This is a genomic window from Kaistia sp. MMO-174 (assembly GCF_037147815.1).
GTDB lineage: Bacteria > Pseudomonadota > Alphaproteobacteria > Rhizobiales > Kaistiaceae > Kaistia > Kaistia nematophila.
Genome location: NZ_JBBCUO010000002.1, coordinates 511,969 through 537,402, shown reverse-complemented (window position 1 = coordinate 537,402; position 25,434 = coordinate 511,969). Strand labels below are relative to the sequence as shown.

Genomic DNA, 25,434 nt, shown 5'->3' with positions numbered 1-25,434 from the left:
AACGGCGCGCTGCGCATCGATGCGCATTCGTGCGTCATCATGCTTGACCGGCGCGCATAAAACAGCAAGCATGATTTGAACGAAAATGCGACGTCGCCACCCGGAACCCGGAACCCGCTCATCATGCTGCAGATCGGCTGCCAGACCTACACGTGGGAAATGCTGGGGGACCGCTGGAAGGGCGGCCCGGACGACCTGTTCGATGCCATCGCGGCGGCGGGCTATTCCGGCATCGAGATCACCGACACGATGATCGGCGACTATGCCGGCAAGCCGGAGGCTTTCGGCCGGGCGCTGGCGGCGAGAGGGCTGGAACTGGCCGCCTTCGCCTGCGCGAGCGGCAGCGGCTATACGGAGCCGGCCCGGCTGGAGAGCGATCTGGCCATGATCGATCGCACTCTCGATTTCGTTGCTGCGTTTCCCGGCGCCGTGCTGTCGCTCGGCAGCGCCACCGTCGTGTCGCCGGGCGATCTCGACGGCAAGTTCGCCGCCGCGGCGGCGCTCTACAACGGCGCCGGCGAACTGGGCCAGAAGACGGGCGTGCCGGTCGCCGTGCATCCGAGTTCGCACCACAACACGCTGCTGTTCAGTCGCGCCGACTATGACCGGCTCTTCGGCCTGACCGACCCGGCATTGCTCGGCTGGGTGCCCGATACTGGTCATATCCTCCGCGGCGGCATGGATATCCTCGACACGCTTTCGACCTATCGCGACCGCATCCGCTACCTGCACCTGAAGGATGTCGACGCGGCCGGGGACTGGCAGATGTTGGGTTCCGGCATCTGCGACACGCGCGCGGTTGTCGACATTGTCGCGGCGAGCCCGAACTTCAACGGCTGGCTCGTGCTCGAAGAAGAATCGGACATCGCCGCCGCCGATCCGGCCAAGGGTGTCCGCACCAACCGCGAGACGATGCGACAGCTCCTCGCCTGACAACGACAAGGATATTCCATGCTGAAGAAGGAAGCGCGCAGGCTGCGGGTTGGCGTGCTCGGCTGTGGCCCGATCGCTCAGTTCGCGCATCTCGAATCCTCGGTGAAGGCCCGCAACGCCGATCTCTACGCGATCTGCGACGCGGCGCCGGACCTGCTGGCGCGGATGGCGGCGACCTATGAGCCGACCAAGGCCTACGCCGACTACGACGCCATGCTGGCCGATCCCGAGGTCGAGGCCGTCGTCGTCGCGATCTCCGACAGCTTCCATGTGCCGATGGCGATCCGGGCGATCGAAGCCGGCAAGCATGTGCTTTGCGAGAAGCCGCTCGGCGTCAACGTCGAGGAAGTCGAGGCCCTGAAGAAGGTCGTCGACCGCACCGGGCTGACGCTACAGGTCGGCCACATGAAGCGCTTCGATCCGGGCCTCGAGGCGGCGGAGGCGTTCATCAAGACCGAGATGGGCCAGCAGCTTTCGCTCAAGGCCTGGTATTGCGATAGCACGCATCGCTACACGATGACGGATGCCGTCCAGCCACTGCCGATCACCAGCAAGCTGGCGAAAAAGCCGAGCGAGAACCCGAAGGCGGACCTCCGGCGCTACTTCATGCTCGCGCATGGCAGCCATCTGGTGGATACCGCGCGTTTCCTGTGCGGCGAGATCACCGAGGTCCGGGCGCGCCTCCTGGAGCGTTTCGGTGCCTATAGCTGGTTCGTCGAGACCGGCTTCGCCAATGGCGTGCTCGGCCATCTCGACCTGACCGTGGCCGTAAGAATGGACTGGTTCGAGGGCTTCCAGCTCTATGGCGAGAACGGCAGCATCGTCGCCAAGACCTACAATCCCTGGTATTTCAAATCGAGCGACGTCGAGATCTTCTCGGAGAAGGATGCGACCTATCATCGTCCGCTCGGCGCAGACGGCCACTTCTTCCGCCGCCAGCTCGAAGGCTTCGCCGACACCATCCTGAACGGCGTTCCGCAGCGCGGCGCCAACATCGATGATGGCCTCGCCTCCGTTCGCGCCATGGCGGCGATCGCCGAGTCGGCCCGGACCGGCAGGGCGGTCCGCGTCGCCGACATGCAGGGGGCGGTCTGATGCGCCTCGGCATCTTCGCGAAGACATTTTCCGGTAACGACCCGTTAACCGTGCTGGCCGCCGTCAGGGAGGCCGGCTACGACTCCGCGCAGTTCAACATGGCCTGCGCCGGATTGCCGGCGATGCCGGACCAGATCCCGGCCGAGACGATCGCCGCGATCCTCGATGCCGTCGCCGCGACCGGCGTCGAGCTGGTCGCGCTCTCCGGCACCTACAACATGATCCACCCGGACATCGCCGTTCGCGAGACGGGGCTGCGCCGGCTCGGCGTCCTGCTCGATGCGGCGAGGGAACTCGGCATCCCGCTGGTGACGCTCTGCACCGGCACGCGCGATCCCGACGACCAGTGGGCGCATCACCCGGACAACGCGACGCCGGAGGCCTGGGCTGATCTCCTGGCCGAGATGGCCAAGGCGGTGGCGCTGGCGGAAGCCGCCGGCGTCGATCTCGGCATCGAGCCGGAACAGGCGAATGTCGTGACCTCCGCCGAGGACGGCATCCGGCTGGTCGAGGCGATTGGCTCGGCGCGGATCCGCTTCGTGCTCGATCCCGCCAATCTGTTCGAGATCGCCGATCGCGACACGGCGCGGACGATCGTTGCCGGGGCGCTGGACTTGCTCGCCGGCCGCATCGCCATGGCGCATGCGAAGGATCGTAATCCCGACGGCAGCTTTGCCACCGCCGGAACCGGCGTCGTCGATTTCCCGGACTTTTTCGGGCGACTGGAAGTGGTGGGATTCGACGGCTCGGTGGTGACGCACGGCCTTTCGGCCGAGGAGGCGCCCGGCGTCGCCCGCTATCTCGCGGGCCTGCTGCGGCCATGACCCGTTCGAGCTTCCGGCGCGACGACGCAGAACTCAGCGTCTTCGATAGCGGCATCGGCCTGCCGGTGGTGTTCCAGCACGGACTCGGCGGCGACAACGGCCAGGTCGTGGAGAATTTTCCCGATGGCCCGGCATATCGCCGGCTGACGGTCGAATGCCGCGCGCAGGGACAGTCGCAGCCCGGCAGCATCCGGCCGTTCTCGATCGCCATGTTCGCCGCCGACATTCTCGCCGTCTGCGACGCCCGCGGCATCGATCGCTTCGTCATGGGCGGCATATCGATGGGGGCCGCGATCGCGCTGCACATCGCCCATCGGAACCCCGACCGCGTCGCCGGCCTTGTGCTGGCCCGCCCCGCCTGGCTGTTCGATGCGGCGCCGGAAAACATGCGCCCCTATGCGCTGGTGGCGGAGCATCTGCGCCGCGCTCCGCCGGAACAGGCCAAGACGGCCTTCGCCGCCTCGCCGCTGGCCCGTAAACTTGCCGTCGACGCGCCGGACAATCTCGCCTCGCTGCTGAAGTTCTTCGATCGTCCCGAGCCGTCGGTCACGGCCGATCTCCTTGGTGGCATCGCGCTCGACGGACCCGACGTCACCGAGGCGGAGGCGAGGGCGCTCGACCTGCCGACGCTGGTGATCGGGCACGAAGTCGATACCGTCCATCCGCTCGCTTTTGCCAAGCGCCTGGCCGAAACCATACCGGGCGCCCGCCTTGCCGAGATCGCGCCGAAGGCGACCAACAAGGCCCGCCATGTCTCCGAATTCCGCAGCGAGCTCGAAAGCTTCCTGCGCACGATAAAACCTCTCCGGGAGAAGACCGCATGACCGCCTCCAACAAGCCCGCCGCTGGCTGGCTCCAGGCCCTGCCGCGCAACCGCCTGCTCGGCGAATTCTCGCTGTGGTCGGCCGATCTCTGCAACATGGAGGTCGACATCCGCCGCATCGATGCGCATGTCGACCTCTACCACATCGACGTCGCCGACGGTCATTTTGCCCCGGCGCTGCTGTTCTTCCCCGATCTCGTCGCCCGTATTCGCCGCCTGACCAGCCGGCCGCTGCATGTGCATCTGATGACGTCGGACGACGTGCTGCTGTCGCAGATCCGCCAGTTCGCCGAGGCCGGCGCCGATCTGATCTCGATCCATGTCGAGAATGCCGCCGTCGCCGAGGAAGCGCTGGCGCTGATCGCCGAGCTCGGCGTCGAGGCCGGCATGGTGCTGCGCATCGAGACGCCGGTCGAAACGGTCAAGCCGTGGCTTTCGAAGCTCGCCTTCGTGACGCTGCTCGGCACCGCGATCGGCGTGAAGGGGCAGGGGCTTTCCGACGAAGCCTGCCCGCGCCTCGAGGCGGTACGCGCCATGCTGCAGGAAGCGGGCCTCGAGGATTCCGTCCGCCTCGCCGCCGATGGCGGCATCCGCGAAAACACCGTGCCGCGCCTGCGCGCCGCCAGCGCCGAGACGGTCGTGCTGGGCTCGCTCGCCTTCGGCGATCCCGACCTCGCCGCCCGCATGGCCTGGCTGCACGCGCTCCCCGGTCCGGGCCAGGCGGCATGACACGCGCGGCGCTTGCCATCGATCTCGGCGGCACGGAACTGCGCGCGGCCGTCGTCGAGGCGACCGGCCATGTCGCCGCCTTCGCCGCGACGCCGACCGACGCGCAGGGCGGCCCGCATGCGGTGATCGCCCAGATGGTGGCGTTGCTCGATCGGGTGCGGAGCGAAGCGCCGGCGGCGGAGATCGTCGGTCTCGGCGTCGGCGCACCGGGACCACTCGATCCCGACGCCGGCATCGTCGTCGATGCACCGACGCTGCTCGGCTGGCGCAACGTGCCGCTGACCTCGATTCTTTCGGAGCGTCTGGGCCTCGCCGTCCAGTTGGAGAACGACGCCAATGCGGCGGCGCTCGGCGAATGGCGCTTCGGCGCCGGGCAGGGCACGCAGTCGATGGTGTTCATTACCGTCTCGACCGGCGTCGGCGGCGGCGTCATCGTCGACGGACATCTCCTGCATGGCCGTCGCGGCCTTGCCGGCGAGATCGGCCATATGGCGGTCTCCGAGCAGCCGGTGCGCTGCTCCTGCGGTGGCCTCGGCTGCTGGGAGGCGTTTGCCTCGGGCACGGCTCTGGCGCGGGAGGCGAGCAAGCTGGTGGAATCGGGCGGCGCGCCGGAAATCGGCCGGCTGGCGGGAAGCGAACCGGTGACCGGCAGGCACGTCGCCGAGGCCGCCCGCCAGGGTGACAGCCCGGCACTGAAGCTGCTGGACGACGAGGCGCGCTGGCTCGGCGTCGGCCTGACCAACCTGCTGCATCTCTATTCGCCCGAACGATTGATCCTCGGCGGCGGCGTCGGCAGCCTGCTGCCGATGATGCAGGCTCGCATCGAGGGCACGATCCGCGAGCGGGCGATGTCGGCGTTTCGCGACGTCCCGGTGGTGGCGGCAGCGCTTGGCCGCAACGCGGGGCTTGTCGGCGCCGCCAGCCTCATGCTCCAAGGATCGCCTTGAGACAAGGGACGCCATGAGCCAGGACGACAGCCACCCGCCCGTCACGATCGAACCCGACGCCAGCGGCGGCGCGCTGCCGGCGCTGCGCCATAGCCGGCTGCTTCAATATCTGCAGGATCGCGGCCAGGCGACGGCGGCGGAACTCGTGGCGCTGCTCGAAGTCTCCCGCGATACCGTGCGCCGTGACCTCGATCTTCTGGAACGGCGCGGGCTGCTGGTGCGCACCCATGGCGGCGCGGTGACGAAGGATCGCCTCGTCCGTGTCGACACGACCATGGGCCTGCGCATGGATGAGCATGTTGAGGCCAAGCGCCGGATCGGTCAGGCGGCCTCATCCCTCATCCGCGACGACGAAACGCTGATCCTGAATGGCGGCTCGACGATCTGCTTCTTCGCCGCCGCGCTCGGGGCGCGGCGCAGCCTCACCATCGTCACCAACAATCTGCGCCTGCCGGCCGTCGTGCCGGAGGGCAGCATCCAGTCGATCCACATCCTGGGCGGATCATACTGGCCGAACTATCAGGTGACGATCGGCGCCATCGGCTTCGCGGCGGTGGCCGGCATCCATGCCGATACGGCGGTGATCGGATGCTCCGGCGTTTCCGGGTCCGGCATATCGATGACCAAGCTCGACGAGGCGGCGCATACGGCCGGCATGATCGGCGTGGCGTCGCGCACCATCGTCGTCGCCGACCGCAGCAAGTTCGGCATCACGGCTTTCGCCAACATCGCGCCGCTCGACGACATCCAGTGCCTTGTCACGGACGGCGAGCCGCCGCCGGAGCTGGCGGAGGCGCTGGAGCGGGCAGGGGTGCAGGTGATCGTCTGCGGGCCGTGAACGCTAGTTCAGGCCGCCGTTCCGCGTGAGATAGACGTCGCCGCGGCGCTCGGAAAAATAGTCCGGGATCTGCGGATGGCGCAGCGGCTCGTCCGAATTGTCGATCAGCAGGTTCTGCTCCGAGACATAGGCGACGTACTCGGTTTCCGCGTTCTCGGCGAGCAGGTGATAGAAGGGCTGATCGCGCGACGGCCTGGCGTCGGCGGGGATGGCATCCCACCATTCCTCGGTGTTGGAAAAGACCGGATCGACGTCGAAAATCACGCCCCGGAACGGAAAGGTACGATGGCGGACGATCTGTCCGATCTGGAATTTGGCTGTACGCGGCTGAACCATGGCCTATCCAATTGTCTCGGGCTGGCCAGAAGCCACGATGTTCCGGCCACGTCAACCTCCCGAAACGATTTAGGCGGCTGAGCGAAGCCGCGCCGCCGCCTCACAGATGCGGCGTCAGCCCCTGGCGCATCACGAGGCGCTTCAGCTTCGGCAGCCGGTCGATGGCGTAGAGCCCGATGCCGCGCATGGCCTGCACGGGCAGGAAATCGGTCAGGAGCGTGCGGTTCAGCGCATCGACCGCCGTCGTCCTCGACAGGATGTCGCCGGCGCGGGCCTTGTCATAGGTGGCGAGCGCGTCGGCGCTGCCGGGATCGTCGCGATGGTCGCCCACCGCGGCGGCGAAGGCTGCCGCGTCGCGCAGGCCGAGATTGAGCCCCTGGGCGCCGATCGGCGGGAAGACGTGCGCGGCCTCGCCGATCAGTGCGATGCGTCGCGCCGCGAAATGGCGGGCGGTCTGGCCGGAGAGCGGGAACACCTGCCGGCTGCCGACGATGGTGATCTTGCCCACGATCGAGCGCGAGCGCCGCTCGAACTCGGCCGCAAGTGCCTCGTCGTCGAGCTTCGACAGCCGCTCGGCCTCGGCCGGGCTCTCGACGCAGACGATGGCGGAGTGCAGGCCGGGCATCGGGACGATGGTGAAGGGGCCGGTCTCGGTATGGAACTCGGTCGAGACGTCGTCATGCGGCCGGCTGTGGGCGATGTTCACGACCAGGGCCGCCTGCGGATAGGACCAGCTGCGTACGGTGAGGCCGGCTGCGTCGCGCGCCTTGGAGCGGCGGCCATCGGCGGCGCCGAGCAGCTTGCTGCGAATCTCCCGGCCGTCGGCCGTCACTACTGTGACCGCGTCGTCCGCCGGCTGGATGTCGGAGGCAAATCCCGTCGCCCGCTCGATGCCGGCCTGGTCGATGGCCTCGTCGAGGGCGGCGATCAGCACGGCGTTCGGGATGTTGTAGCCGAACGCCTCGCGCTCGACCTCATAGGCGTGGAATTCGACCAGCGGCGCGCGGATCAGCCGGCGCGTCGCATCGACGATCCGCATGGTGCGCAGAGGCGCAGCCTTCGATTCGACCGCCGGCCAGATGCCGGTCTGCTTCAGGATGTCGACCGAGGCGCCGAGCATCGCCACCGTGCGCTCGTCGCGAGGCGGCGTCTTCGGCGCGACCAGGGTCACGGAAACGCCATGGCTGCGCGCCAACAGCGCGGCGACGAGGCCGGCCGGGCCGCCGCCGACTACGGCTACGTCGCTGAGATCATCGGTCATGGCTGGGCCTGTGTCTTTTCATCATCCGGATTGCGGCGCCCGCGGATCAGCCGAACCGCCAGCGACCCGACCGCCATGGCGGCAAGGAAGATCAGGATGTCGGGCAACGCGAAGGCGATATTGGCGATGGCGGGGCCGGGGCACAAGCCGGACAGGCCCCAGCCGATGCCGAACAGGATCGATCCGAGCACCAGCGGCGCGTCGACACGACGGGCGCTCGGCGTCGCGAACGTCGCGGCGGCGATCGGGTGACGATGGCGGTGGGCGATCCTGAGCGCCGCCATGCTGACCAGTACCGCCGAGGCCATCACGAAGGCGAGGCTCGGGTCCCAGCCCCCGGTCGGGATCGCGGCGATGTCGAGGAACGCCTTCACCTTGGACGGATCGATCATGCCCGAAATCGCCAAGCCAAGGCCGAACAAGAGGCCGGACGCGAGCGCGCCGAGGCGGAAGAGGGCCGGGCGCATGGTCACAGGCCATGCCTCACGATGAAGACGGTGACGATCGCCGCCGCCATGAAGGCGAGGACGGCGACCATCGAGCGGACCGACAGCCGCGCCAGCCCGCAAACGCCGTGGCCCGAGGTGCAGCCACGCGCCAAAGCCGTGCCGACGCCGACCAGCAGGCCCGACGCCGCCAGGCCGAGCGGATCGAGATTGAGGGCGGGCATGGCGGCCGACGCATCGGGAATCAGGCGCGGCGCGACTGCAAGCCCGATGGCGGCTCCGATGGGCAAGCCGGCGAGGAACAGCAGCCGCCAGGGCAGGTCTTCGAGCCGGCGCGACAGCGCCGAGCCGAAAATCGACGAGATGCCGGCAACACGGCCATTGACGATCCATAGCAGGCCGGCGGCCGCGCCGATCAAGGCGCCTCCGATTATGGCGGATATGGGCGAAAAGCCGATCATGCGGTACTCCTGCAATACCGTCATGGTGGGTGAGGGATAGGAGGCGGGCAATCCTGTCAGATGTCGCAGGTCATGACGCCGCAGTGGCTATTGCCAGCCAGCGTTGGAGCACGTATCGACAGTAAAAGCTGCCAAAGGCGCTGGATGCGGCCGCGCAACCTTCGCCGGCGGCCAGTGCAGCTGGGGATCCTTATGCCAACGACGAAGACCTGGGCCGTTCATCTGCTTACGGCGAGCGGCGCCGCCTTCGCGCTGCTTGCAGCGCTCGCCGTGGCGCGTGGCGCGTGGGTGGAGACCTTCCTCTGGCTCGGCGCGGCCCTCTTCGTCGACGGCGTCGATGGCCCCCTGGCGCGCGGCTTCCGTGTCGGCGAACGCGTGCCCTGGTTCGACGGCGCCATCCTCGACATGGTGATCGACTACACGACCTATGTCTTCATTCCCGCGCTGATCCTGGCCCGCTCGGACCTCATGCCGCCGATGCTGGCGGCGCCGGCCGGCATCCTTGTGGCGGTCATCGGCGCGCTCTATTTCGCCGACACCCGGATGAAGACGCGCGAATACGGGTTTCGTGGGTTCCCGGCGGTCTGGAACATGGTCGTCTTCGTGCTGATGGTGTTCGCGCCGCCGCCGGTGTTCTCTGTCATCGTCATCGTCGCGCTCGCGGTGCTCACTTTCTCGCCGGTCGAGTTCGTGCATCCGGTGCGGGTCAAGCGGCTGCGTCCGCTGACGCTGACGGTGACGCTCGCCTGGTCGATCTTCTCGCTGCTTTCCGTCCTGGCCGAACTGAAGCCGAATCAACTGGTTCTGGCCGGCCTCGGGCTGACCACCGTCTATCTGACCATCATCGGCGCGGTTCTCCAGGCGACCCGTTTCCGCCTGCCTCGCCGAAGCTGAGGAGCGAACCCTCCGATGAACGTCGACCTTCTGTTTCAGCCGGCGGCATGGATCAGCTTCCTGACGCTCTCCGTCATGGAGATCGTGCTCGGCATCGACAATGTTGTGTTCATCTCAGTGCTCGTCTCGCGGCTCCCGGCCGAACAGGCGAAGCGGGCGCGCCAGATCGGCCTGTCGCTGGCGCTGGTGTTCCGCGTCCTGCTGCTGATGGTGCTTTCCTACCTGATCGGCCTGACGACGCCGGTCTTCACCCTGTTCGAGCACCCGTTCTCCTGGCGCGACCTGATCCTGCTCGCGGGCGGCCTGTTCCTCGTCTACAAGGCGACGCACGAGATCCATAAGGGCGTCGAAGGTCACGACGAAGGGGCGGGCGGGGCGCTGAAGGCCGGCTTCGCCGCGATCGTCGCCCAGATCATCGTCATCGACATCGTCTTCTCGGTCGATTCGATCATCACCGCGATCGGCATGGCCGAGCATCTCGAGATCATGATCGCCGCCGTCATCGTGGCGATGATCATCATGTACATCGCCTCCGGCCCGATCTCGCACTTCATCGAGCACCACCCGACCACCAAGATGCTGGCACTGGCCTTCCTGCTGATGATCGGCGCGGCGCTGATCGCCGACGGCATCGGCTTCCATATCCCGCGCAGCTACCTCTACGCGGCGATGGCGTTCTCGACGGTCGTGGAAGTGCTGAACGTGGTCGCGCAGCGCAACCGCAAGAAGGCATGAACCAGGGCGCGAACCGAAGGCCGGATCTCTGGTTTTGACTGGATCCGGCAGATTGAATCGGTTCTAGAATCGGTTGCACGTGCCAGGGGGCGCCTGTACAAGGAATTTCCCCCTTCTGGCGGGCGTTTTTGCCCGGATGGCGCCAATCCATCCACGCGGCTTCGGCTGCGTCCGCAACCCAACAACGACAGAGTCCGAAATGGGCCTTTCCTTCGCGTCCGCGCGCCTCATCATGGCGCTGTTCTTCTTTTATTCCAGCTCCATGTCGAACTGGCTGATCCGCATTCCGGACGTCCAGCACAAGCTGGGCCTGGAGCCGGCGACGCTGGCGATCTGCCTGCTCGGCGTGCCGATCGGCCTCGTCACCTCGATGGCGTTCTCCGGCGCGGTGGTGGAGTGGCTCGGGCCACGCCGCGCGATCAAGATCGGTTTCCCGCTGCTGCTCGGACCGCTGCTGCTTCCCGGCTTCGCGACCTCGCCGACGCTGCTGTTCCTGGCGCTGGTGCTCGTCGGCCTCGGCATGGGGCCGCTCGAGGTCGCCCTCAACGTGACCGCCGACCGGATCGGCCGCGCGATCGGCCGCACGGTGATGTCGCGCTGCCATGCCTTCTGGAGCTTCGGCCTGATGGGCGGCAGTGTCACCGGATCGCTCGCCGCGACCTATGGCCTGTCGCCCGGCATCCACATGATCGTAGTGGTGATCTCGGTGTTCGTGATCGGCGAGGCGCTCGCCTCGCGCCTGCCGCCGATCCACACCGCCGAGGACGCCTCGCCCAAGGCGAAGACCCCGGCCTTCGTGCTGCCTTCGCCGAAGATCGTGCTGCTCTGCCTGTTCGCTTTCGGCATGCTGCTGGTCGAAGGCGGCATCATCGACTGGAGCGCCATCTATCTGCGCGACGTGTTCGGATCGAAGCCGCCGACGACGGGTTACGCGCTGACCGCCTTCAGCATGTTGATGGCGTTCGGCCGCCTGATCGGCGACTGGCTGTCGATGCGCTATGGCGCCGTGAAGATGGCGCGCGTCTGCTGCGCGGTGGCGCTCGCAGGCCTGCTGGTGATGGTGCTCGCCGTCGATCCGTTCATGGTGATCATCGGCGCGGCCGCAACCGGCTTCGGCGTCTCGATCGTCTTCCCGCTCGCCGTCACCGCGGCCGCCTCGCGCGAGGGACCGCCGGCCGTTAACGTCGCTGCGCTGTCGCTGCTGTCGTTTTCGGGCTTCCTGCTGGGGCCGCCGATGGTCGGCTTCGTCGCCCAGGTCGGCGGCTACCGGCTGGGCATGGCGACGCTGCTGCTCGCCGCCGGCATGAGCCTGTGGCTTTCCGGCGAGGTGCGCCCGCGCAAGCCCGGCAGCACGCCCGTCGCGGCGAAGGACGGCGTCCGGGACACCGCGAACGAACCGGTATAGCATCCGCCGGCACGAACCGGCCCCGGCCGGATCCCCGAGATGGCGTCCGGCCGGACGCGCGCAGAAATGGAATAGGGTCATGGTCGAAGCGATTGCGGTACACGCCATCCGGGTACACTCGCATGGCGGTCCCGAGGTACTCTCCTTCGACAGGATCGACGTCGGCGCCCCGGGGCCGGGCCAGGTCCGCCTGCGGCATACGGCGATCGGCCTCAATTTCGTCGACACCTATTTCCGCACCGGCCTCTATCCGGCGCCCGGCGCCTTTCCCTTCGTACCCGGCAGCGAGGGCGTCGGCGTGGTCGAGGCGGTTGGCGAGGGCGTCACCGAGTTCAAGGCCGGTGACCGCGTCGGCTATGCCGATCCGATGGGTTCCTATGCCGAGGCCCGGCTCGCGCCGGCGGCGCGGCTGATCCCGATCCCGGATGGCATCAGCGACACCATCGCCGCCTCCTCGATCCTGAAGGGGCTGACGGCGCGCTACCTGCTGCGCGAAACCTTCAGGGTGGGCCCCGAGCACACGATCCTGTTCCATGCCGCAGCCGGCGGCGTCGGCCAGATCGCGACGCAATGGGCAAAGTCGCTCGGCGCGCGGGTAATCGGCACGGTCGGCTCGGAAGAGAAGGCGGCGATCGCCCGCCGGCTCGGCTGCGACCACGTCATCAACTACCGCACGGAGAATTTCGTCGAGCGCGTGCTGGAGATCACCGGCGGCGCCAAGCTCGACGTTGTCTATGACTCCGTCGGCAAGGACACGTTCCCCGCTTCGCTCGACTGCCTCAAGCGTCGCGGCACGTGGGTTTCCTTCGGTAACGCGTCCGGCGCCGTACCGCCGTTCTCGATCGGCATCCTGAACCAGAAGGGCTCGCTCTACGCCACCCGCCCGTCACTCGGCGGCTATGTGGCCGAGCGCAGCGAACTGGTTGAATCGGCGAAGGATCTCTTCGACGTCATTCTGTCGGGCAAGGTCGTCGTCGCCGAGCCGCAGACCTTCCGGTTGGCGGACGCCGCCGAGGCGCAGCGTGCGCTCGAAGGCCGCCGCACCACCGGCTCGGTCGTTCTGATCCCGTAGGTCAATAGAGCCCCTCGCGGGCGCGGAAATGGCTGCTGGCGAGGTTGAAGAAGGCGGCGGGGGCGAAGCGCAGGTCGCCACCCTTGCGGATCACCATGCCGAAGCGGTTGAGCGGCAGGCCCTTGTCGGCGATCGGCCGGAACACGACCTCGCCGCTCGCCAGTTCGCGCTCGATGCCGAGCGGCGTCATGAACGACAGGTAGCGGCCGGTCTTCGCCAGTTCGAACAGCATTCGGATCGAGTTCACCTCGACGAAGGAGCGGCCGCGCGAGCCGTCCTGGTCGAGGAAAGGCTCAAGGATCTCGCGGATCGAAAGTCCCTGGCGCGGCACCGCGAAGGGGTGGGCGAAGCAGGTGGCGAAACTCGGGCGCATCTCGCCCGCCAACGGATGATCGGCCCGCATCACGGCGCCGATCGGCAGGTCGCGGCGAACCGCGATCTCGATGCCGCGATGCTGCGCAGCCAGGAAGGTGAAGCCGATGTCGACGTCGGAATCGACGACCATGGCGATTGCCTCCTGCGCCGACGCCATGCGGATATCGACATGCAGGTTGGGATAATGGGCGCTGAAGTCGGCGATGATGCTGGGCAGGATCGTCAGGCCGACGCTCTCGACGGTGGCGACGCGGACCGTGCCGGTCTTCAGCCCGGCCAGCAGGCTCAACTGCGAGACGGCGGCCTCTAGCGGGCTGGTCAGCTGCTTGGCGTGGCGCAGCAGGATCTCACCCGCCGGCGTCAGCCGCAGCCGGCGCGCCTCGCGCACGAACAGCGGCATTTCCAGCGTCTGTTCCAGATGGCCGATCTGCCGGGCGACGGCCGAAGAGGCCACGTTCATCCGGCGCGCTGTCTCCCGCATCGACAGCGTCTCCGCCACCGTCAGGAAGTAGAGCAGGGAAGGCGTGTGAAACAGCCGCGCCAGACTGGCGGGCGCGAGGGAGTTCTTGCTCTCGGAGACCATCCTGCTTTTGCCCCGCTTTCTCCGAGGTGCTGCCTTTTCGGCAGCGCCATGCGCTCCAACTGGCAGTATCATGGACCTTGGAGGCGTTCTAGCATGATGGCGGGGGATCGTTGCCGTCACGGTATTGCAGCTGTCCCTTGCCGCATTAAGATGCACCAGTTGATCAAAAAATCCATTTGATCAAACCTTAGGCATCTCTCTATGTTTCGTCCAAGGTCGGACGCCTGAGAAGCAATTGGAAACGGACCGCAAATGGGTCGCCTCACCACACATGTTCTGGATACTGCCGCGGGCCGGCCCGCAGCGGGTTTGAAGATCGACCTGCATCGGCTCGGCGCGGACGCGAAGCTTCTGAAGTCGGTGACGACCAATTCCGATGGCCGGGTCGACGGGCCTCTGCTCGAAGGCGCGGCACTGGAGGAGGGGGAGTATGAACTCGTCTTCCACGCCGGTGATTATCTTCGCGGCACGAACGGCGCCCTGCCGTCGCGTCTGTTCCTCGACGTCATTCCGATCCGCTTCGGTATCGCGTCCGTGAGCGAGCACTATCATGTGCCGTTGCTGATCTCGCCCTATGGCTATTCGACGTATCGGGGTAGCTGAGCCGAACCATGCGCCAGACCATCCGCTTTCTCCGTCGCGGCAAGATCGTCGAGGTCGGTAATGTCGATCCGATGACGACGCTGCTCGATCACCTGCGCCTCACCGAAGGCGCGACCGGAACCAAGGAGGGTTGCGGGGAGGGCGACTGCGGCGCCTGCACCGTCGCCATCGGCCGCGCCCGCCACGGCAAGGTGGTTTATGAGCCGGTCAACGCCTGCATCCAGCTGCTCGGCATGGTCGACGGCGCGGAGGTCGTGGCTGTCGAGGACCTGGCCGAGGAAACGGAACTCCACCCCGTCCAGGCGGCGATGGTCGAGAAGCACGGCTCGCAGTGCGGATTCTGCACGCCGGGCTTCGTGATGAGCATCTTCTCCCTCTACCAGGGCACGGACGGGGCCGTCGGCCGCGACGAGATCAACAACGCCATTGCCGGCAATCTCTGCCGCTGCACCGGGTACCGGCCGATCGTCGAGGCAGCGCTTTCGGTCTGCGCGAGCCCTCGCGACGACAAATTCCGCAAGGCGACCGAGGATACCGCCGGCGTCCTGAATTTCATCGCCGACGACAGCGACATCTTCATCGGCGACGACAAGCGCTTCTTCGCCGCTCCCGCCTCTATCGACGCGCTGGCAGCGCTCTATGCCCGGCACCCCGACGCGACCATCGTCGCCGGCGCGACGGATGTGGGGCTCTGGATCACCAAGCAGCTGCGCGACCTGCCGAAGATCATCCATATCGGCCGGGTTCGGGGCCTTGACGGCGTCGAGGATACCGGCCGTGAGATCCTCATCGGCGCGGCCGCCACCTATGCCAGGGTCGAGCCCTTCATGCGGGCAATCGATCCGGATCTCGGCGAGCTCTTCCGCCGCATCGGCTCGAAACAGGTGCGCGCCAGCGGCACGGTGGGCGGCAATGTCGCGAATGGCTCGCCGATCGGCGACACGCCGCCAGCGCTGATCGCGCTCGGCGCCTCGATGGAACTGCGTCGCGGAGACCGGCCGCGCGTCATGCCGGTCGAGGATTTCTACATCGAATACGGCAAGCAGAACCGCGCCTCCGGCGAATTCGTCACCGGGCTGCTGGTGCCGAAACTGCGGTCGGACCAGATCTTCCGCTGCTACAAGGTGACGAAGCGCTTCGACCAGGACATTTCCGCCGTCATGGGCGCCTTCCGCTTCACCGTCGACGCCGAGGGGCGCATCCAGGAGGCCCGCATCGCCTATGGCGGCATGGCCGGGACGCCGAAGCGGGCGAAGCGGGCGGAGACGGCCCTGCATGGCGCCAGCATCCGCGACACCGCCGCCTGGGCCAAGGCTTTCGACGCGCTGCGCGCGGATTTCACGCCGCTCGACGACCATCGCGCGAGCGCCAGCTACCGGGCCGAGACGGCGCATGCGCTGCTCGGCAAGGCCCTGATCGAAGCGGCTGGAACGCCGAGCTCGCGAACCCGTTTGACCGGCCAGCGGGAGGCAATCGTCCATGCTGCAGAATAACAAGGGCGCCTCCGCCATGCCGGCCACCGACGATCTCGCCGTCGTCCGCAAGCCGTTGCCGCATGACAGCGCGCCGCGCCATGTGACCGGTTCCGCCGCTTATATCGACGACATCCGGGAGCCCGCCGGAACGCTGCATCTGGCGCCCGGCTATGCGCCGATCGCGCGCGGCCGCATCACCGGCCTCGACCTCGAAGCGGTGCGGGCCTTTCCGGGCGTCGTCGCCGTGCTGACGGCAGATGACATTCCGGGCGCGAACGACGTCAGCCCCAAGCTGATCGGCGACGATCCGGCGCTGGCCGTCGACGAGATCCGCTTCTACGGCCAGGTGGTGTTCGTCGTCGTGGCGAACACCCGCGACATCGCTCGCCGCGCGGCGAAGAAGGCGAAGTTCACCACCGTGGCCGAGCCGCCCGTCATCGATCTGGCGGATGCCGTCGACACGGTGCTGCCCGAATATTCCTTCGGCCGGGGCGACATCGAGGGAGCGCTCGCCGGCGCGCCGCTGAAGCTGGAGGCGAGCTTCCGCATCGGCGGGCAGGAGCATTTCTATCTCGAAGGCCAGATCGCCATGGCGGTGCCGGGCGAGGCGGGCGAGATGTTCGTCTATTCGTCGACCCAGCATCCGAGCGAGGTCCAGCATCTCGTCGCCCATGCGCTGCATGTGCCGTCGAGCGCGGTGACGGTCGAGATCCGCCGCATGGGCGGCGGCTTCGGCGGCAAGGAGAGCCAGGCCTCGCAATGGGCCGTGCTGGCGGCCCTGGCCGCCTGGAAGACCGGCCGCCCCTGCAAGATGCGGCTCGACCGCGACGACGACATGATCATGACCGGCAAGCGGCATGATTTCCGCGTCGACTACCGCGTCGGCGCCAGCCCGGAAGGGCTGCTGGAGGTGGTCGATGTCGCGCTCAACGCGCGCTGCGGCCATTCGGAAGATCTTTCCATGGGCGTTGTCGACCGGACGATGTTCCATTCCGACAATTCGTATTTCTATCCGAGCTGCCGTGTGCTGACGCGGCGGCTGCGCACCAACACCGTCTCGAACACGGCGTTCCGCGGCTTCGGCGGCCCGCAGGGCATGACCTTCGCCGAGCGGATGATGGATCACGTCGCCTATACTTTGGGCAAGGATCCGCTCGAGATCCGCAAGGCAAACTTCTACCAGGGCGATCGCGACCACACGCCGTACGGCATGAAGGTCGAGGACAATCTGCTGCAGCCGCTGGTGGCGCAGCTCGAGGCGAGCTCCGACTACTGGGCGCGGCGCGAGGCGATCACTGCCTTCAACGCCGAGAGCCGGATCCTGAAGAAGGGCCTGGCGCTGACGCCGGTGAAGTTCGGCATCTCGTTCACGCTGATGATGCTGAACCAGGCCGGCGCGCTGCTGCATCTCTACCGCGACGGCTCGCTCAACCTGAACCATGGCGGCACTGAGATGGGGCAGGGCCTCTTCCTCAAGGTGGCGCAGGTCGTCGCCGAGGAATTCGGCGTCGACATGGGCAAGGTGGCGATCACGGCGACACGGACCGACAAGGTGCCGAACACCTCGCCGACCGCCGCCTCGTCCGGCACCGATTTGAACGCGATGGCGGCGCTCAACGCCTGCAACATCATCAAGGACCGGCTCTACAACTTCATCGAGGAGAAGTGGCAGGTTCGCCGCAACCAGGTGTCGTTCCGCGACAACCAGGTGATCATCGGCAACCATGTCATGAGCCTGGCCGAGCTCGCCAACGCCGCCTATGTCGAGCGCGTGCAGCTCTCGGCCGCCGGCTTCTACAAGACGCCGAAGATCGCCTGGAATCGCGACAAGGCGGAGGGCCGGCCGTTCTTCTACTTCGCCTATGGCGCATCCTGCTCGGAAGTCACCATCGACACGATGACCGGCGAGATGAAGGTCGACAGGGTCGACGTGCTGCATGATGTCGGCAAGTCGCTCAATCCGGCGATCGACATCGGCCAGATCGAGGGCGGCTTCGTGCAGGGCATGGGCTGGCTGACGACGGAGGAACTGGTCTGGGACAAGCAGGGCCGCCTGCGCACGCACGCGCCCTCGACCTACAAGATTCCGGCGGCCTCGGATATTCCCGAACACTTCCGCGTTGAACTATTCCAGTCGGAAGGACCTCGCGAAGACACTATCTTCAAGTCGAAGGCCGTCGGCGAGCCGCCGCTGATGCTCGGCATCTCGGTCTTCTGCGCGATCACCAATGCGATCGCCAGCCTGAAACCGGGCGTCATGCCGGCGCTCGACGCGCCGGCGACGCCGGAAGCGATCCTGAGGGCGGTTCGCGGCATGACGGCAGCTTGATGATGGCAGGATAACATCATGTTGGTCTGGCAGCGTCTCCTCCAAGCGATCGATCGGCAGGGCAAGGCCGCCATGGCGACCATCGTGGAGACGCGCGGCTCGGCCCCCCGGGAGGCGGGCGCCCGCATCGTGGTGCTGCCGGACGCGAGCTTCTTCGGCACGATCGGCGGCGGCACGCTGGAATGGCGGGTCATCGCCGACCTGCAGGCGGCGCTGGCCCGGCCGAACCCGCATTTCTACGCGACCCAGCGCGTCGCGCTCGGGCCCGAGCTCGGGCAGTGCTGCGGCGGACGGGTCGATCTGGCGCTGGAGGTGTTCGATCGCTCGCGCCGGGCGGAGGTGCAGGAACTGGCCGAGGCCGAGGCCGCCGGCCTGTTCCGCACCCGCGGCACGCAGATGTCGGACGGCAAGCTGCACCGGAGCATCGACGCCGGGCTGCACGTCCCGATCGGTTCCGCGCATGTCGATCACGGCGTCATCGTGGAGGGGTTCGGCGACGACAGCCGCGTCCTCTATCTCTTCGGCGCCGGCCATGTCGGCCGCGCGCTCGTCATGGCGCTGGCGCCGCTGCCGTTCCGCGTCGTCTGGGTCGATCCGCGGCCGGATGCCTTTCCACAGCATGTTCCCGCCAACGTGCGCTGCGTGCAGCCGCAGGATACGCCGGCGGCGCTCGACGACGCGCCGGCCGACAGCTTCGTCCTGGTGATGTCGCACAGCCATTCGCTCGACCTCGCCATCGTCGCCAGGGCCTTGAAGGGACACCACTTTGCCTATGTCGGCCTGATCGGCAGCGAGACCAAGCGCGCCCGCTTCACGCACCAGCTCGATCGCGCCGGTCTCCCGAAGGAGGACATCCAGCGCATGGTGACGCCGATCGGCGTCGCCGGGATCCACTCGAAGCTGCCCGCGGCTATTGCGGCCTCGGTCGCCGCCGATCTACTGGTACGCGACGAAGCGATGCGACAACTGCTTGCGCATGGAACGACTGGGCCCGCCGAGCCGTCGGCGCTGGCAATGGGGGGGCACTGAGTTGGAGGTCATCCTGGGACGTGCGGACAGCGCGGCGCCGAGCCGGCAACGGCCGGAGAGCCCGCCGCTTCTGCACGCGGTCGGCATCACCAAGATGTTCGGCGCCTTCAAGGCCAACGACACCATCGACCTGGCTATCCGCCCCGGCGAGATTCACGCGCTTCTCGGCGAGAACGGCGCCGGCAAGTCGACGCTGGTCAAGATCCTCTACGGCGTCCTGCAGCCGACCGAGGGGCACATCCTCTGGAAGGGCAAGCCGGTTGGCATCGCCAGCCCCTCCGCCGCGCGAAAGCTCGGCGTCGGCATGGTGTTCCAGCACTTTTCGCTGTTCGAGGCGCTGACCGTCGTCGAGAACATCGCGCTCGCGCTCTCCGACCGGAAGAGCCGCGCCGCGCTGGCGCGCGAGATCGAGAAGATCTCGGCCGAATACGGCCTGCCGCTCAACCCGTCCTCGGTGGTGGCCGATCTCTCGGTCGGCGAGCGGCAGCGGGTCGAGATCGTCCGCTGCCTGCTGCAGAACCCCGAACTGATCATCATGGACGAGCCGACCTCGGTGCTGACGCCGCAGGAGGCCGACGACCTGTTCGTCACGCTCGACAAGCTGACGGCGCGCGGCTGCGCCGTGCTCTACATCAGCCACCGCCTTGAAGAGGTGAAGCGGATCTGCCATCACGCGACGATCCTGCGCCACGGCAAGGTCGTGTCGGAATGCGACCCGCAGAAAGAGACCGCCGCCAGGCTCGCGACCATGATGGTGGGCGCCGAGGTGCGCAAGCTCTCCTCCGACCTGCCGCCGCCGCAGAACACCCGCACCCGTCTCTCGGTCGCCAATCTGTCGTTGCCGCAGCCGCATCCCTTCGCCGTCGCGCTGCATGGCATCTCGCTCGAGGTGAAGGCGGGCGAGGTGATGGGCATCGCCGGCATCGCCGGCAACGGCCAGTCCGAACTTTTCGACGCCCTCTCCGGCGAGCGCACCGCCGGCACGGCCGCCTCGATCTCGATCGACGGCAAGCCATGCGGCGATGTCGGCGTCACGTCGCGGCGTCGCCTCGGCGCTGCGTTCGTGCCGGAGGAGCGGCTCGGTCATGGCGCCGTGCCGCGCATGCGGCTCTCCGACAACGTGCTCCTGACCCGCCATTCGACCGGCGATCATCTGCTGCGCGGCGGCGTGCTCGATCCCGATGCCTCGCGCCAGCTGGCCGACCGGGTCAGCCGCGCCTTCGATGTCCGCAAGGGCACGCCGGATCCGGAGGCGGGATCGCTATCCGGCGGCAATCTGCAGAAATTTGTCGTCGGGCGCGAGATCGACCGCCAGCCGGGGGTCCTCGTCGTCAGCCAGCCGACCTGGGGTGTCGACGCGGGCGCCGCGGCGATCATCCGCCAGGCGCTGATCGACCTGGCCCGGTCGGGTTCCGCCATCCTGGTGATCAGCCAGGATCTCGATGAAGTTCTTGAAATTGCCGACCATGTCGCCGTGATCTCCAAGGGACATCTTTCGCCGTCGCGTCCGACCTCCGGGTTGACGCGCGAGGAAATCGGCCTGCTGATGGGTGGTATGGGCGAGCCGGTTGCGGCCGACCGGGGGGCAGCACATGCGGGTTGAGTTGGTACGGCGCAGCGAACGCTCCGCCGCCATGGCCTATCTTTCACCGTTGCTGGCGCTGCTGCTGACGCTGATCGGCGGCGCGCTGATCGTCATCGTCTGGCGGTTGTCGACGGTCGACCTGTCCAACCCGGAGACCGGCGGCTTCTTCGGCGCGCTGCAGCAGGGCTTCATCGACTATGGCCGCTTCCTCTACGTGTTCTTCATCGAGCCGCTGACGGAGCTATGGTCGCTGGAGGAACTGGTCGCCAAGGCGACGCCGATCATCCTCGTCGCGATCGGCCTGTCGCTCTGCTACCTGTCGAACACCTGGAACATCGGCGCCGAAGGCCAGATCGCCGTCGGCGCCATCACAGGCTCCTTCCTGCCGATCTTCTTCCCCGACTGGCACGGGCCCTTCATGCTCCCGGCCATGCTCGCGCTCGGCATCCTGGGCGGCATGGCCTATGCCGCGATCCCGGCGCTCCTGAAGATCCGCTTCGGCACCAACGAGATCCTGACCAGCCTGATGCTGGTCTATGTGGCGCAGCTCTTTCTCGACTGGCTGGCGCGCGGTCCCTGGCGCAATCCGGAAGGCCATAATTTTCCGGATAGCCGGCCGTTCGATGGCGGGCAGCTGCTGCCGACCCTGTTCGGCACCAATATCCGCATCAGCCTGATCTTTGTCTTCGTCGCCGCTTTCGCCGCCTGGTTCCTGATGCGCTGGACCAAGATGGGTTTCCAGATCAAGGTGCTCGGCCAGGCGCCGAGGGCAGGGGCCTTCGCCGGCTTCAGCCAGAACCGGATGGTGCTGCTGACCTTCCTGATCTCGGGCGCGCTGGCGGGATTGGCCGGCATCTGCGAGGTCGCCGGCCCGATCGGCCAGCTGCGCACGTCGGTATCGCCCGGCTACGGCTTCACCGCGATTATCGTCGCCTTCCTCGGACGCCTGAACCCGATTGGCGCGATCTTCGCCGGTTTCCTGCTGGCGCTTTCCTATCTCGGCGGCGAGGGCGCGCAGATCGCGCTCGGCATGTCCGACCAGACGACCCGGGTATTCCAGGGCATGCTGCTCTTCTTCGTGCTCGCGTGCGACAGCTTCATCTTCTATCGCCTGCAGATCGTCAGGACGCCGGCGATGCAGGCAGGGACGGTGTCGTCATGACCGCGCTCATGCTCGAGGGCATCCTCCTCACCATCATCACGGCCGCCACGCCGCTCCTGTTCGCCTCGATCGGCGAACTGGTCACCGAGCGCTCGGGCGTGCTCAACCTCGGCGTCGAGGGCATGATGGCGATGGGCGCCGTCATCGGCTTCGCGGTGGCGCATTCGACCGGCAACATCGCGCTCGGCGTCGTCGGCGCGATTGTCGCCGGCGTCGCCATGGCGGCCCTGTTCGGCGTCGTGACGCTGATCTTCGTCGCCAATCAGGTCGCCTCCGGCCTGGCGCTGACCTTGTTCGGGCTCGGCCTCTCGGGGCTGATCGGCGACGCCTTCGTTGGCGTGCCCGGCGCCGGCCTCGCTCGCGTCTCGATCCCCGGCTTGAGCGACCTGCCGGTCGTCGGCCTCCTGTTCCGGCTCGATCCGCTCACCTATCTCGCCGTCGCGATCACCATCGCCGTGTCGTGGTTCCTGTTCCGCTCGCGCGGCGGGTTGATCCTGCGCGCCGTTGGCGACAGCCACGTCTCGGCGCATGCGCTCGGCTACAGCGTCATCCGCGTCCGCTTCATGGCGGTGCTGTTCGGCGGCGCCTGCTCGGGCCTTGCCGGCGCCTATCTCTCTCTCGTCTACACGCCGCAATGGACGCAGGCGATGACGGCGGGCCGCGGCTGGATCGCACTGGCGCTCGTGGTGTTCGGCACCTGGCTGCCAGGACGCGTGGCGATCGGCGCTCTGCTCTTCGGCGGCGTCAGCATCCTGCAATTGCACGCCCAGGCTCTCGGCGTCGGCGTGCCGTCGCAGTTCCTGTCGGCGCTGCCCTACCTCACCACGGTCATCGTGCTGGTGATCATTTCGCGCAACCGCGCGCTGGTCCGCGCCAATACGCCGGCGGCGCTGGGGCAGTCATTCGTTCCCGACCGGTAGGGAACGCCATCCGGGACATGCCGCAGCGATCCGCGGCCGGGTTCCGATCGAGTGGATCGCAATTGGTTAGTGCCAGAGGGGACCAGGCAATGAAGAAACTTCTCACCGCCGCGACGGCCGTCGTCGCGCTCGCCATCGGCATCGGCTCCGCCGGGGCTGCTGACAAGCTCAAGGCATGCTGGATGTATGTCGGCCCGCACAATGACGGCGGCTACAGCGAAGGCCACGACGTCGGCCGGCAGATGGTCGAAAAGGAACTCGGCGACAAGGTCGAGACCTCCTATGTCGAGAGCATTGCCGAAGGCCCTGACGCCGAGCGCGCGCTCGAGCGGCTGGCCCGTTCCGGCTGCCAGATCATCTTCTCGACCTCGTTCGGCTTCATGGACCCGACCATCAAGGTTGCCGCGAAGTTCCCGAACGTGAAGTTCGAGCACGCCACCGGCTTCAAGACGGCGCCGAATGTCGGCACCTACAATGCGCGCTTCTATGAAGGCCGCTACATTGCCGGCCAGATCGCCGCCAAGCAGTCGAAGACGGGTGTCGCCGGCTATATCGTCTCGTTCCCGATCCCCGAAGTCGTGATGGGCATCAACTCCTTCATGCTCGGCGCGCAGTCGATCAATCCCGACTTCAAGCTGAAGATCGTCTGGGTCAATTCGTGGTTCGACCCCGCCAAGGAAGCTGACGCCGCCAAGGCGCTGTTCGACCAGGGCGCCGACATCATCGCCCAGCACACAGATTCGCCGGCTCCGCTGCAGATCGCCCAGGAGCGCGGCCTGCATGGCTTCGGCCAGGCGCACGACATGTACAAGTTCGCGCCCAAGGCGCAGTACACCGCGATCATCGACACCTGGGGCCCGTACTACGTGAAGCGCGTCAACGCGGTTCTCGACGGCACCTGGAAGTCCGAGCAGATCTGGGACGGTCTGAAGGACGGCATCCTGCACATGGCCGATTACACCAACCTGCCGGATGATGTCGTCGCCGCCGCCAAGAAGACGCAGGCCGAGATCGAGGCCGGCACGCTGCATCCGTTCAAGGGCCCGATCTTCAAGCAGGACGGCACCGAGGCGATCGGCGAGGGCAAGAACCTCGACGACGGCACGCTGCTGAGCATGAATTGGTACGTCAAGGGCATCGACGACAAGCTGCCGCAGTAACGGCACGCCCCATCTCCCGGACCGGCCTCGCGCCGCGTCCGGGAGATCCTCCCCGGATCCAGGGATCCCGCGCCCCGGCTGCCTAGCCGCAGCGGGGAGCGCCTCGAAACAACTCCGCTTTCTCGGAACCGGTAGGTGCGCGCCCACACGCAACCGGCACCCCAACGAGACTGATCACCGCCAGATGTCCGCATTCGTCGTCGATTGGCTGAACCTCCTGATCCGCTGGGCCCACATGATCGTGGGCATTGGCTGGATCGGCGCCTCTTTCTATTTCATCGCGCTCGACCTCTCGCTGAAGAAGCGCGAGCATATGAAGGAGGGCGTCTATGGCACCGCCTGGGAGGTGCATGGCGGCGGGTTCTATCATGTCGAGAAATACCTGGTGGCGCCGCCGGCGCTGCCCTCCGACCTGATCTGGTACAAGTGGGAAGCCTACCTAACCTGGGTCACCGGCTTTCTGCTCCTGACCGTCCAGTATTACTGGAACGCCAACACCTATCTGATCGACAAGTCGATCCTGCCGATGCTCCCGTCGCAGGCGATCGTCATCTCGTTGCTGTCGCTTGCCGGCGGCTGGGTGATCTACGACCAGCTCTGCAAGTCGATCATCGGCCGCAGCACACCGCTTCTCGCGGTCTGCCTGTTCGTGCTGATCGTCGGCGCCGCCTACATGTTCACCCATGTCTATTCCGGTCGCGGCGCGCTGATCCATGTCGGCGCCTTCATCGGCACGATCATGGCGGTGAACGTCTTCGGCGTGATCATCCCGAACCAGAAGAAGATCGTCGCCTCGCTCCTGAAGCACGAGAAGCCGGATCCGCGCCTCGGCGCCATCGGCAAGCAGCGCTCGGTGCACAACAACTACCTGACGCTTCCCGTGCTGCTGATGATGGTGTCGAACCATTATCCCATGCTCTCCAGCCATCCGCAGAGCTGGATCCTCGTCGCCTTCGTGCTGCTGCTCGGCGGCTCGATCCGTCATTTCCTCAACCGGCACGAGGCGCATGATCCGTTCAAGAAGTTCGCCTGGACGATCCCGGCGGCGGCCGTCGCCTTCGGCGTCCTCTTGGTGATGACGGCGCCGCGGCCGACTGAGATCGATCCCAGCCTGATGGTTTCGGATGCCGATGTGCTGACGCTCACGGCACAGCATTGCGCCATGTGCCATTCGGCCAAGCCGACGCATGACGGCTTCGACGCGCCGCCCAAGGGCGTCATCCTGACCTCGACCGACCAGTTGAAGGCGCACAAGGAACAGATCCTGGCGCAGGCCGTGAACGGCACCGCCATGCCGCTCGGCAACGAGCGCGGCATGACCGAGGAAGACCGCAAGAGGCTTGGCGCGTGGCTGCAAAGCCATTAGAGGGTTTGGCTTGGTCGCGTTTTTCTGACGCGAACCCCGCCACACTTC

At 67.0% G+C, this 25,434-nt stretch carries 25 protein-coding genes; 20 read left to right on the top strand and 5 right to left on the bottom strand.

The window, feature by feature from the left end:
- The first annotated feature begins 123 nt into the window (after nucleotides 1-123).
- From WFK98_RS08485 to WFK98_RS08455, 7 genes are read left to right on the top strand one after another with little or no spacing between them, the layout of a single operon-like run.
- Nucleotides 124-933 (top strand): sugar phosphate isomerase/epimerase family protein, encoded by an 810-nt coding sequence (locus tag WFK98_RS08485; RefSeq protein ID WP_336799917.1) that lies wholly within the window; start codon nucleotides 124-126, stop codon nucleotides 931-933.
- Between the two features lie 18 nt (nucleotides 934-951).
- Nucleotides 952-2,028, top strand: a complete 1,077-nt coding sequence (locus WFK98_RS08480) for a Gfo/Idh/MocA family protein (RefSeq protein WP_336799916.1) — start codon at nucleotides 952-954, stop codon at nucleotides 2,026-2,028.
- Complete coding sequence (locus WFK98_RS08475) at nucleotides 2,028-2,852, top strand: sugar phosphate isomerase/epimerase family protein (protein ID WP_336799915.1); 825 nt, start codon at nucleotides 2,028-2,030, stop codon at nucleotides 2,850-2,852. The genes WFK98_RS08480 and WFK98_RS08475 overlap by 1 nt, the downstream gene beginning before the upstream one ends.
- Nucleotides 2,849-3,676 (top strand): alpha/beta fold hydrolase, encoded by an 828-nt coding sequence (locus tag WFK98_RS08470; protein WP_336799914.1) that lies wholly within the window; start codon nucleotides 2,849-2,851, stop codon nucleotides 3,674-3,676. Before WFK98_RS08475 ends, WFK98_RS08470 begins: the two co-directional genes overlap by 4 nt.
- Nucleotides 3,673-4,404: a ribulose-phosphate 3-epimerase gene (locus WFK98_RS08465; protein ID WP_336799913.1), complete on the top strand. Its 732-nt coding sequence runs from the start codon at nucleotides 3,673-3,675 to the stop codon at nucleotides 4,402-4,404. Before WFK98_RS08470 ends, WFK98_RS08465 begins: the two co-directional genes overlap by 4 nt.
- A complete protein-coding gene (locus WFK98_RS08460) occupies nucleotides 4,401-5,351 on the top strand; it encodes an ROK family protein (protein WP_336799912.1) in 951 nt (316 codons plus the stop codon). Before WFK98_RS08465 ends, WFK98_RS08460 begins: the two co-directional genes overlap by 4 nt.
- 13 nt (nucleotides 5,352-5,364) lie before the next feature.
- Nucleotides 5,365-6,189: a DeoR/GlpR family DNA-binding transcription regulator gene (locus WFK98_RS08455; protein WP_336799911.1), complete on the top strand. Its 825-nt coding sequence runs from the start codon at nucleotides 5,365-5,367 to the stop codon at nucleotides 6,187-6,189.
- A gap of 3 nt (nucleotides 6,190-6,192) precedes the next feature.
- On the opposite strand, the gene hspQ is transcribed toward WFK98_RS08455, so the two are convergent.
- From hspQ to WFK98_RS08435, 4 genes are all read right to left on the bottom strand, one after another.
- Nucleotides 6,193-6,525: a heat shock protein HspQ gene (hspQ, locus tag WFK98_RS08450; protein ID WP_266337567.1), complete on the bottom strand. Its 333-nt coding sequence runs from the start codon at nucleotides 6,523-6,525 to the stop codon at nucleotides 6,193-6,195.
- Nucleotides 6,526-6,625: 100 nt separating this feature from the next.
- Complete coding sequence (locus tag WFK98_RS08445) at nucleotides 6,626-7,786, bottom strand: UbiH/UbiF family hydroxylase (RefSeq protein WP_336799910.1); 1,161 nt, start codon at nucleotides 7,784-7,786, stop codon at nucleotides 6,626-6,628.
- Nucleotides 7,783-8,253 (bottom strand): YeeE/YedE family protein, encoded by a 471-nt coding sequence (locus WFK98_RS08440; RefSeq protein WP_336800322.1) that lies wholly within the window; start codon nucleotides 8,251-8,253, stop codon nucleotides 7,783-7,785. The genes WFK98_RS08445 and WFK98_RS08440 overlap by 4 nt, the downstream gene beginning before the upstream one ends.
- A 2-nt stretch (nucleotides 8,254-8,255) precedes the next feature.
- On the bottom strand, nucleotides 8,256-8,693 hold the full coding sequence (locus WFK98_RS08435; RefSeq protein WP_336799909.1) for a YeeE/YedE family protein: 438 nt from the start codon (nucleotides 8,691-8,693) through the stop codon (nucleotides 8,256-8,258).
- 192 nt (nucleotides 8,694-8,885) lie between these two features.
- Between WFK98_RS08435 and WFK98_RS08430 the strand changes: the two genes are divergently transcribed.
- The 4 genes from WFK98_RS08430 to WFK98_RS08415 all read left to right on the top strand — a co-directional run bounded on the left by WFK98_RS08430 (nucleotide 8,886) and on the right by WFK98_RS08415 (nucleotide 12,799).
- Entirely contained in the window at nucleotides 8,886-9,587 is a 702-nt protein-coding gene (locus tag WFK98_RS08430) for a CDP-alcohol phosphatidyltransferase family protein (RefSeq protein WP_266337564.1), read from the top strand.
- A gap of 15 nt (nucleotides 9,588-9,602) precedes the next feature.
- Nucleotides 9,603-10,322, top strand: a complete 720-nt coding sequence (locus tag WFK98_RS08425) for a TerC family protein (RefSeq protein ID WP_266337563.1) — start codon at nucleotides 9,603-9,605, stop codon at nucleotides 10,320-10,322.
- A gap of 199 nt (nucleotides 10,323-10,521) precedes the next feature.
- Nucleotides 10,522-11,727: an MFS transporter gene (locus WFK98_RS08420; RefSeq protein WP_336799908.1), complete on the top strand. Its 1,206-nt coding sequence runs from the start codon at nucleotides 10,522-10,524 to the stop codon at nucleotides 11,725-11,727.
- Between the two features lie 79 nt (nucleotides 11,728-11,806).
- Nucleotides 11,807-12,799 carry a quinone oxidoreductase family protein gene (locus tag WFK98_RS08415; protein ID WP_336799907.1) on the top strand — a complete coding sequence of 331 codons (993 nt, stop codon included), beginning with the start codon at nucleotides 11,807-11,809 and terminating at the stop codon, nucleotides 12,797-12,799.
- Between the two features lies 1 nt (nucleotide 12,800).
- Here the strand turns inward: WFK98_RS08415 and WFK98_RS08410 are convergent, their stop codons facing one another.
- On the bottom strand, nucleotides 12,801-13,757 hold the full coding sequence (locus WFK98_RS08410; RefSeq protein WP_266337560.1) for a LysR family transcriptional regulator: 957 nt from the start codon (nucleotides 13,755-13,757) through the stop codon (nucleotides 12,801-12,803).
- A gap of 252 nt (nucleotides 13,758-14,009) precedes the next feature.
- On the opposite strand from WFK98_RS08410, the gene uraH reads away from it, so the two are divergent.
- The 9 genes from uraH to WFK98_RS08365 all read left to right on the top strand — a co-directional run bounded on the left by uraH (nucleotide 14,010) and on the right by WFK98_RS08365 (nucleotide 25,386).
- Nucleotides 14,010-14,360: a hydroxyisourate hydrolase gene (uraH, locus tag WFK98_RS08405; protein ID WP_336799906.1), complete on the top strand. Its 351-nt coding sequence runs from the start codon at nucleotides 14,010-14,012 to the stop codon at nucleotides 14,358-14,360.
- Nucleotides 14,361-14,368: 8 nt separating this feature from the next.
- Nucleotides 14,369-15,853 carry a xanthine dehydrogenase small subunit gene (gene xdhA / locus WFK98_RS08400; protein WP_336799905.1) on the top strand — a complete coding sequence of 495 codons (1,485 nt, stop codon included), beginning with the start codon at nucleotides 14,369-14,371 and terminating at the stop codon, nucleotides 15,851-15,853.
- Nucleotides 15,840-18,164, top strand: coding sequence for a xanthine dehydrogenase molybdopterin binding subunit (gene xdhB, locus WFK98_RS08395; protein ID WP_442907389.1), 2,325 nt, complete (start codon nucleotides 15,840-15,842; stop codon nucleotides 18,162-18,164). Before xdhA ends, xdhB begins: the two co-directional genes overlap by 14 nt.
- An 18-nt stretch (nucleotides 18,165-18,182) precedes the next feature.
- Nucleotides 18,183-19,193 (top strand): xanthine dehydrogenase accessory protein XdhC, encoded by a 1,011-nt coding sequence (gene xdhC, locus WFK98_RS08390; RefSeq protein WP_336799904.1) that lies wholly within the window; start codon nucleotides 18,183-18,185, stop codon nucleotides 19,191-19,193.
- Nucleotides 19,194-19,287: 94 nt separating this feature from the next.
- The gene (locus tag WFK98_RS08385) at nucleotides 19,288-20,796 is read left to right on the top strand and encodes an ABC transporter ATP-binding protein (protein ID WP_336800320.1); all 1,509 of its coding nucleotides are present in this window, start codon (nucleotides 19,288-19,290) and stop codon (nucleotides 20,794-20,796) included.
- The gene (locus WFK98_RS08380; protein ID WP_336799903.1) at nucleotides 20,786-21,940 is read left to right on the top strand and encodes an ABC transporter permease; all 1,155 of its coding nucleotides are present in this window, start codon (nucleotides 20,786-20,788) and stop codon (nucleotides 21,938-21,940) included. The genes WFK98_RS08385 and WFK98_RS08380 overlap by 11 nt, the downstream gene beginning before the upstream one ends.
- Nucleotides 21,941-21,948: 8 nt before the next feature.
- The gene (locus tag WFK98_RS08375; protein ID WP_266338173.1) at nucleotides 21,949-22,860 is read left to right on the top strand and encodes an ABC transporter permease; all 912 of its coding nucleotides are present in this window, start codon (nucleotides 21,949-21,951) and stop codon (nucleotides 22,858-22,860) included.
- A gap of 89 nt (nucleotides 22,861-22,949) precedes the next feature.
- Nucleotides 22,950-24,020, top strand: a complete 1,071-nt coding sequence (locus tag WFK98_RS08370) for a BMP family ABC transporter substrate-binding protein (protein WP_266337555.1) — start codon at nucleotides 22,950-22,952, stop codon at nucleotides 24,018-24,020.
- Nucleotides 24,021-24,204: 184 nt separating this feature from the next.
- The gene (locus WFK98_RS08365) at nucleotides 24,205-25,386 is read left to right on the top strand and encodes a urate hydroxylase PuuD (RefSeq protein ID WP_336799902.1); all 1,182 of its coding nucleotides are present in this window, start codon (nucleotides 24,205-24,207) and stop codon (nucleotides 25,384-25,386) included.
- Nucleotides 25,387-25,434: the final 48 nt, after the last annotated feature.